Source organism: Corallococcus sp. CA054B, from assembly GCF_003611625.1.
Lineage (GTDB): Bacteria > Myxococcota > Myxococcia > Myxococcales > Myxococcaceae > Corallococcus > Corallococcus coralloides.
The window spans coordinates 1-8,088 of the sequence record NZ_RAVY01000297.1 but is presented as its reverse complement, the minus strand read 5'-3'; the positions used below and the strand labels follow the sequence as shown (position 1 = coordinate 8,088).

Below are 8,088 nucleotides of genomic sequence, written 5' to 3'. Positions count from 1 at the left end.
CGTGGGCGGTGGGGTCGCTGCCGCGGTCGTGGCCTGCGCGGGCGGGCTCCCCTGCTCCGCGTCCCGGGCACCGGTGTTCGAGCGGGCCACGGCGAGGACGCCCACGAGGCCCGCGAGTCCCAGCGCGGCGGCTCCGGCCCTCAGGGCGCGCTTGCGGCCCGGCGCGACGGAGGGCCCCGGCTCGGTGGCGGAGACCGTATCGAGTTCCCGGTCGTCGGCTCCGGAGAGGTCGTCGCCGACGAGCTCGGCCCGGCGCGCGGAGGCGGTGTCGGGCTTGCCGGAGGCACCGGCCCGGCGCGCGGAGGTGGAATCGGCATTGCCAGCGGCACCGGCCCGGCGCGCGGAGGCGGTGTCGGGCTTGCCAGCGGCACCGGCCCGGCGCGCGGAGGCGGATGACCGCGAGCCTCCGTCCTCGGGGGCACCGACGTCGTCATCGGCGGAGCCGGTCCAGGCCATGGAGTTCTCGTCGCTCGGGGACTCAGCCCTGGCGGCGGGGACCTCGCGGGATTCGCTGCGCCTGGCGAGCGGCGCTTCCCTTCCCATGGACTGCAACGGCATCTGCGGCGTGGGCTGCGGAGGACGGCCGTTCGGAGCCTGGTCGTCTCGCGACAGCACCAGCGTCGTCCCGTGGCGGTCCTCGTCCGGCGAGGCACCCCGCTTCGCTCCCGAGGCGTGCTCGCGCGACGGCATCACCGCCGTGGGCTCGCGGGGCGGTGCTCCCGCGGCGGGCAGCGCTCCGTCCTGCAGCGCGGTGCGCTCCGGGAGCGCGGGCAGCGCCTGGTTGCTGGCCGCGATGGGGAACAGCGGCCGGACGAACGCGCCCACGTCGGTGTCATCCACGGAGCGGGCGTGGTTCAACACGCACTGCGCCAGCGCGCGCTCCAGCTCCCCCGCCGTCTGGAAGCGCTTGGACAGGTCGCGCTCCAGCGCGCGGCAGATGGCGGCGTCCAGGTCCGGCGGCACGTCCGGGTTGAGGCGCGCGGGCGGCACGATGGTGCTCTCCTGCACCGCGCGCAGGACGGCGATCTCCGAGTCCCCCTGGAACAGCCGCCCCCCGGTGAGCAGCTCCCACAGCACCACGCCCAGCGCGAAGACGTCGGTGCGCACGTCCACGCTCTCGCCCCGGGCCTGCTCGGGCGACATGTACGCGAACTTGCCCTTGAGCACGCCGGGGTTCGTCAGCTTGTTGCCCGCCTTCGCGATGCCGAAGTCGGTGAGCTTCACCGCGCCGTCGTAGGACACGAGCACGTTGTGCGGCGTGACGTCCCGGTGGACCAGGTTCAGGAGCTCGCCGTTCACCCGCAGGCGGTGGGCGTAGTGCAGCCCGCGCGCGACCTCCGCGCCGATGTGCGCCACCAGCACGGGCGGCATCGGCGTCATCGCCTCCTTGCTCCGCTTGCGCAGCTCCCACAGCGAGCAGCCGCGCACGTACTCCATCGCCAGGTAGTAGGTGTCCTCGTGCTTGTCGAAGTCGAAGATCTGCACCACGTTGGCGTGGTTGAGCCGCGAGGCCAGCCGCGCCTCCGCGATGAACATCTGCACGAAGTCCGGGTCGCTCGCGAGGAACGCCCGCACGCGCTTGATGACGACCTCCTTCTCGAAACCCTCCGGCCCGCGCGCGGTGCACAGGAAGATCTCCGCCATGCCCCCTTCGGCGAGCTTGCGGCGCACGACGTACTTGCCGACGTGGGTGCCTGCCTCGAGCGTCACGGAAGGATCCAAGGCCACGCCTACTCGAACTTGACCGTCACCACGTTGAGGTCGATGGGACGCACCTCGATGCGGCGGCTGACGGTGCGTTTGAGTTCGGGGCTGGTGAACATGCAGTCATAGAGGCCCACCCCCAGCTTCACCGGCGGGAGGGGCGTCTCCCCCAGCTTGCGGCCGTTGCACGACACCTCCGCCCGGGGCGTCACCACGAAGCTCACCGACGCGGACCGCTCCGCGGCGCGGGCGGCTTCACGCACCTCCGCCGCGGGCACCACCGTGGCCGCCGAGGCGACGGGCGCCTTCACCACCGGCGCGGGAGCCTGGGCGCCAGGGGACTCCTGGGCCTGCTTCACTTCGGGAGTCCGTGCGTCCGGCTCATGGGGACCGGCCACGCCAGAAGGTCCAACGCCGGGCTCCGGGGTCGCTGCAGGCGGAGGGGGCGCGGCCGCGGGCGGCTCCGCGCCGGGCTTTCCGGACGGCGGCAGCGGCACGAGCTTCAGCGGCCCCACGTCCAGCCGGCCAGACGGCGGGATGACGACCTGCGTGCGCAGCTCGCGGTAGCCTTCCTTGATGAGCACGACCCAGTAGCGGCCGGGCTTCACCGTCGGCAGCGTCAGCGGCGTGCGCTCCGGGAGCACCCGGTCCTCGAAGACGACGCGCGCGCCCTCGGGCTCGGACTCCACGTGCACGCCGCTGGCGCCGGGGCCCAGGCTCCACACGATGCCGACGCCCACCAGGATCGCGACGAGCACGATGGCGCCGTACAGGAGCCCCCGGCGCTTGGGCCGCTCCACGGCGGACTGCTCGGTGAGCGTGCCGGTGCGGGCCGGCGGCACCCACGCGTTGGGCATGGGCGCGCGGGACGCGGAGCGCGGCGCGGTGGACGCGGTCATCTCCTCGATGGTCGCGTGGGGCGCGGGCACCGGGAGCCGGTGGCCTCGGTGTTCGCCGGACGGAGTGGGCCCGCCCGGCCGGGGGACTGGAATCTCGGAGCGCGGCACGGCGCGCAGGTCCTGCGTGGGGCCCTCGTCCACGTCCGCGCGGGAGACAGCGCGCATGTCCAGGGTCGAGTCGTCCTCGTCGTCCTGGGTCAGCGTCGTCATGGAGCGCTGATCCAGCGTGGGACCGTCCTCCTCAATCTGGAACCCGCGGGAGAGCTTCCCCTGCGTGTCCACCATCGCGAGCGTGGGACCGTCCTCCTCAATCTGGAACCCGCGGGAGAGCTTCCCCTGCGTGTCCACCATCGCGAGCGTGGGACCGTCCTCCTCAATCTGGAACCCGCCGGAGAGCTTCCGCTGCGTGTCCACCATCGCGAGCGTGGGACCGTCCTCGTCCTGCGTCACCGTCGGGAGGGACGGCTCCTCCAGGCGCACCGGCCGGGTGCTCCGCGAGGGCGGTGACTCCAGGGCCCGCCGCGAGCCCGTCATGCCCCGGGAGGCCTCCGCGCGCGGGTCGGCATTGCGGACTTCAGAGCGGGGCTCCGGCCGGGCGTCGACGGCGCGGGCATCCACGCTCCGGACCTCCGCGTTGCGAACTTCAGAGCGGGGCTCCGGCCGGGCGTCGACACCGCGCCCCTCCGCATTGCGCGCTGCTTCCACCCGCGCCTCGGCGTTGCGGCCCTCCGGACGGGTGTCCGGGCCCCGAACCTCCGAGCGCGCCCCATCCGCCTCCGCGTCCTCGCGGCGAGCCTCCACCTTCCCACTGGGGCGGCTCGGCCGGTTCGGGCGCAGCGTGGTGGTGGGCTCGTTCTCCGTGCGCGTTGGCGCGGTCGCGGGCCGCATCACCGAACGGCGCGGCGCGGACGGCGGAGCCACTCCCGCCTCCTCGTCCGTCACCTGCACCTCGCCGGAGCGCGCCTCCTCCGTCAGCCGGTCCGAGTACAGCTCCCGCATGTACCCGGCCAGGTCCGCTGGCGTGCCACACGGCTGCGGCTGCGACGCGAGCCACCCCTCCAGCGCCCGCTGCAGCTCCTGCGCGTGCTGGTAGCGCGCGTCCGGGTCCTTCGCGAGCGCCTTGAGCACGATGGCGTCCAGCTCCGCCGGCACCCGGGGCGCCACCTGCGACGGCACCGGGACGTTGCACTCCGCCACCGCCGACAGGGTCAGCATGTCGCTGACGCGCTTGAAGAGCCGGCCCCCGGTCAGCAGCTCATGCAGCACCACGCCCAGCGCGAACACGTCCGAGCGCCGGTCCACGCGCTGGCCCGCGGCCTGCTCCGGCGACATGTACGAATACTTGCCCTTGAGAACCCCGGAGCGCGTGACGGTGGCCTGATCCGCCGCCTTCGCGATGCCGAAGTCCACCACCTTCACGCCACCGTCGAACGTCACCAGGATGTTCTGCGGTGACACGTCCCGGTGGACGATGCCCAGCGGGCGCCCCGCCGCGTCCGTCTTCTTGTGCGCGTAGTCCAGGCCCGCGCACGCCTCCAGGAGGATGCGGCAGACGATGGGCACCGGCAGCGGACGCCCCGCCGTCTCCGAGCGCTTCCAGAGCCGGCGCGCGTCCACGCCATGGATGTACTCCATGGCGATGAAGAAGGTGTCCCCCTCCGCCCCCAGGTCGTAGATCTGCACCACGTTGGGGTGCGCGAGCCGGGCCGCGATCCGCGCCTCGTCCAGGAACATCCGGACGAACTCGTCGTTCTCCGACAGGTGCGGGAGGATCCGCTTCAACACCAGCAGCTTGTCCGGAGCATCCGAACCCGGCCGGCGCGCGAGGTAGATCTGCGCCATGCCGCCCGTGGCGAGGCGCTTCAGGAGCTGGTAGCTGCCGTAGGTTTCGATGGACACGGCCGGACGCGAGGAGGCGAACCCCAAGCGTAAGCGGCCGGGCCAGGGGAATCAAACATCGAATCCCCTTGAGCTTTTCCCGGTTCCACCGGGCGTGCGCCCTAGCGCCGGGCGGCCCGGACCTCGCGGGTCTCCCGCATCAGGGCTTCCAGCTCATCCAGGTGCCGCTTGAGCACCGGCATCAGCACCGGCGCCGCGTCCACCCGGTCGAACAGGTCCAGCACCCGGTCCACCTTGCGCTCGATCTCCTGCGCCCTCACGGGGCTGATGCGCCGCAGGAGCAGGTCCGCCCCGGCCTCCATCAGCACCCGCGCCACCGCGTTCCGGTCCGCCAGCGGCTCCTGCTTGCGCTGCCCTTCCCCGCGGATGACCCGCAGCCCCGGCGCACCGGCGCGCGGAGAGGACTTCATGGGCTCATCAGGGGTCCAGGTGTTCACAGCGCCTCCAGGGCAACAGCGTGCAGACGCTCCGCAGGGTACACACCGAGGGAGCGCCTCCAATTTTCTGGTCATCCGCACAGGCAGATGCAGTGCTGTAGCACCGGGGTCTGACACCCCCGTTCGGGGCCGGATGACCGGCCCGTCACGGGGTCCACAACCACGGGTTTCCCACCGTTCAGTCGTTGGCGCAGGCGCGGCGGTAGGTGATGGCCACCCGGGAGCCCGGCGGCGGCACCGCGCTGAACACCACGCTGTTGGAGGCGGCGTCGTAGGTCCACCCGCTGGTGGTCTCGGTGCCGTTGACGCTCACCACCACCGTGCCCGCGTCCGGCTCCTCGCTCAGCGGGAAGCGGTCCTGCGCGCTGAACGCCTTGTTGGCCACCTGGCGGAGCAGCGGCGCGTAGTCCGCCGCGCAGACGTTGAGCACCTCGCCGCCCGTCTGCGCCGCCGCGTCCGCGTACCGGGTGCCGGTGCCGCCCGCCGTGGCACAGGACGTCTTGGTGGGCGCGATGGCGAAGAACGTGGCCCGCTGCGGCTGGTTCTCACCCTTGCGCTGCTGCGCCCACTGCACGTACGTGGCGACCGCGTCCGGTGAGTGGTCGTCCTCGTCGCCCACGAACACCACCACCAGCGCCGCGGAGTCGCGCAGGAAGCCCGCGTTGCCGTCGTTGGCCAGCGGCGTGCGCGGATCATCCGCGTTGTTCACCAACGGAGACGTGAGCGCGCGGCGCATCGCCTCGAAGCCCTGCTCCACCTGGGCGCACTGGCCCACCTGCACGTTCTGCTGGAGCACCTGCGCCACGTTGGGCGTGTTCAGGTTCAGGATGCGCTGGCGGCTGTTGTCCGCCGGGAAGAAGCGTCCGGCCTCGCCACCCAGCGCGCCGCCCGGGCACGCGCCGGACACCGCGGAGATGCCCGTCGTCGTCACCGCCATGTTCACGTCCACCGCCTTGTTGCGCGCGGCGTCCACGAACGCGGGGATGGCGGACACGAGCTTCGGGTGCTCCTCGACCATGGACGCCGTGTTGTCCACGACGAACAGCACGTCCACCTTGCTCACGTCCTGCTGCACGAAGTTGTCCGTCTTGTCCGTCTTCTTCGACGACTCACCGATGAGCGGCACCATCAGCGGGATGGGCAGGTCGCTGGAGTCCACGAAGAGCGGCGACAGGTTCATGCCCGTCACCTGCGCCAGGTAGTCCACGCCCACCGTGAAGGACTCGCCCGGCGCAAGCTCGAACGCGGGCGGCGCCGGATGATCCAACAGCTCGAACTCCGTGTCCGTCGTGCCCGGCCCGATGAAGACGTTGGAGATGGTGACGGGCGTGGTGCACGCGTTGAGGTAGTTCACCTCGCGCGGCGCCGGGCGGCAGTCCTTGCGGCCCAGGCCGAAGTCCAGGTACCAGGGCGAGGCCACCAGGCACGTCGCCTGCGAGTTCGCCATCAGCGGCACCTGCCGCACCGGCGTCGCCGGGTTGTACTGCTCCACCTGCAGCTCACCCGCGAAGTTGCCGCCGGTGAAGGGCGCCTGGAACGCCACCTGGAAGCTGAACCAGTCCCCCGGGTAGATGATGCCGCCGAAGAGCTCGCCGCCGGGCATCTTGAACACGCCGCCGCCGTCGTTGGCGATGCGGATGTTCTTCACGGGGCACAGGTCCGCGCCCTTGTTCTCCAGCTTCACGCCCAGCACCGCGCCGCGGCCCGGCGGAATGGTGCCGAAGTCCACCAACTCCGGCGTGACGGTCAAATCACACGGCGCATGCGCCTTCGCGCTGCCGAAGAAGTCCAGCTGCACGGTGGCCGCGGAGAACGCGCTCGTGGTCATCACCAGCGCGCCGGACGCGCTGCCCTCGCGCATGGGCTCGTAGAAGACCTCCAGGTTCAGCTCGCCGTTGGCCGGCAGGGTGAACGGCAGCGCCACCGGCTTGTTGTTGAACTGGAGCTGGGCGCCCGTCGCGTCCGGCGTCCAGTCCAGCGTGTTGATGGTCAGCGGCCCCGCGTTGTCCGTGCCGCAGTTCTTCACGTTCACCACCACGCGCACCTTGGAGCCCAGCGGCTGCTCGCCGAAGTCGTGCATCATCGGCGACACGCACAGCTCGGACGCGCCGCCGAAGCCGCGCAGCGGCACGGGCAGCGTGGGGTGGCGCTTGCTCACCACGGTGTAGACGGCGCGGTCCACGGCCGCGCCCATGTGGCCGGGGCTGTAGCGGATTTCGAAGGCGCGCACCTCTCCCGGCTGGAGCACCAGCGGCAGGCCCGTGTTGTTCTGGCTGAAGGACGCGTCCGTGCCATCCAGAATGAGCGACGTCACCGTCACCGGCTCCGTGCTGATGTTGCGCAGGCTGGAGGCCTTGATGGCGTCGCGGTCCACCGGCACCGCGCCGAAGTCCACCACCTCCGGCTCCGCCACCACCGCGCGCTCCAGCGACTCCGCCGTCACCTGCACCGGCACGTCCGCGCAGCCGTGGCAGGGCGAGATGGCCAGGGCAATCTGCTTCTTGCCCACCCGCACCGGGTTGAAGGTGAGGGGCAGTTCCACGCGCTCGCCCGGGTTCACCGTCACCGGCGCCGCGACGAACTCGTCCTTGTCCGCGCCCACCAGCCTGGGCGTCACCATCACGGGCAGCTCCGTGGGGTTGTCCAGCGTCACGCCCAGCGTCTTGGTGGAGTCCGCCTCGATGCGGCCGAAGTCCAGCGCGCGCGGCGTCACCCGCGCCCACGCGTCCACGCCGGCGCCGTTGAGGGGGATGCGCATCAGCGGCTCGATGCGCGTGTCCGAGCGGATCACCAGCACCGCGGGCAGACCGCCCTGCGCCATCGGCGCGAAGCGCACCTTCAGCGTGCACTCGCTGCCCGGCACCAGGCTGTGAGGCCCCTCATGGGTGAACTCGGCCTTGTAGGCGCCTTCCGGTCCCTCCACCCAGGCCTCGTCCACCGTGATGCGCGCGCGGCCCACGTTGCGCAGCGTCACCGTGGATTCGCGAGCGTCGAAAACGGCCACCCGCGCGAAGTCGACGCCGCCCGGCGTCGCCGTCAGCCGGCCGTCCGCGAGCGACGAGCGCTCCCGGTCCGCGCAGCCCGACAGCAGTCCCACCACCACCAAGCCCAGCAGGCCCCAGCGCCCCGTCATGGCACCCACCCTTCCC

4 protein-coding genes are annotated in these 8,088 nt (G+C 72.0%); all 4 read right to left on the bottom strand.

What is annotated here, in order from left to right:
• Positions 1–1,710: serine/threonine-protein kinase (locus tag D7V80_RS43765; RefSeq protein ID WP_147447368.1), on the bottom strand; the 1,710-nt coding region annotated here is incomplete at its 3' end.
• Between the two features lie 20 nt (positions 1,711–1,730).
• Positions 1,731–4,502, bottom strand: coding sequence for a protein kinase (locus D7V80_RS43760; RefSeq protein ID WP_147447367.1), 2,772 nt, complete (start codon positions 4,500–4,502; stop codon positions 1,731–1,733).
• A 101-nt stretch (positions 4,503–4,603) separates the two neighbouring features.
• On the bottom strand, positions 4,604–4,912 hold the full coding sequence (locus D7V80_RS38950) for a hypothetical protein (protein ID WP_014397956.1): 309 nt from the start codon (positions 4,910–4,912) through the stop codon (positions 4,604–4,606).
• A 205-nt stretch (positions 4,913–5,117) separates the two neighbouring features.
• On the bottom strand, positions 5,118–8,072 hold the full coding sequence (locus D7V80_RS38945) for a choice-of-anchor D domain-containing protein (RefSeq protein ID WP_120592865.1): 2,955 nt from the start codon (positions 8,070–8,072) through the stop codon (positions 5,118–5,120).
• Between the last annotated feature and the right edge of the window lie 16 nt (positions 8,073–8,088).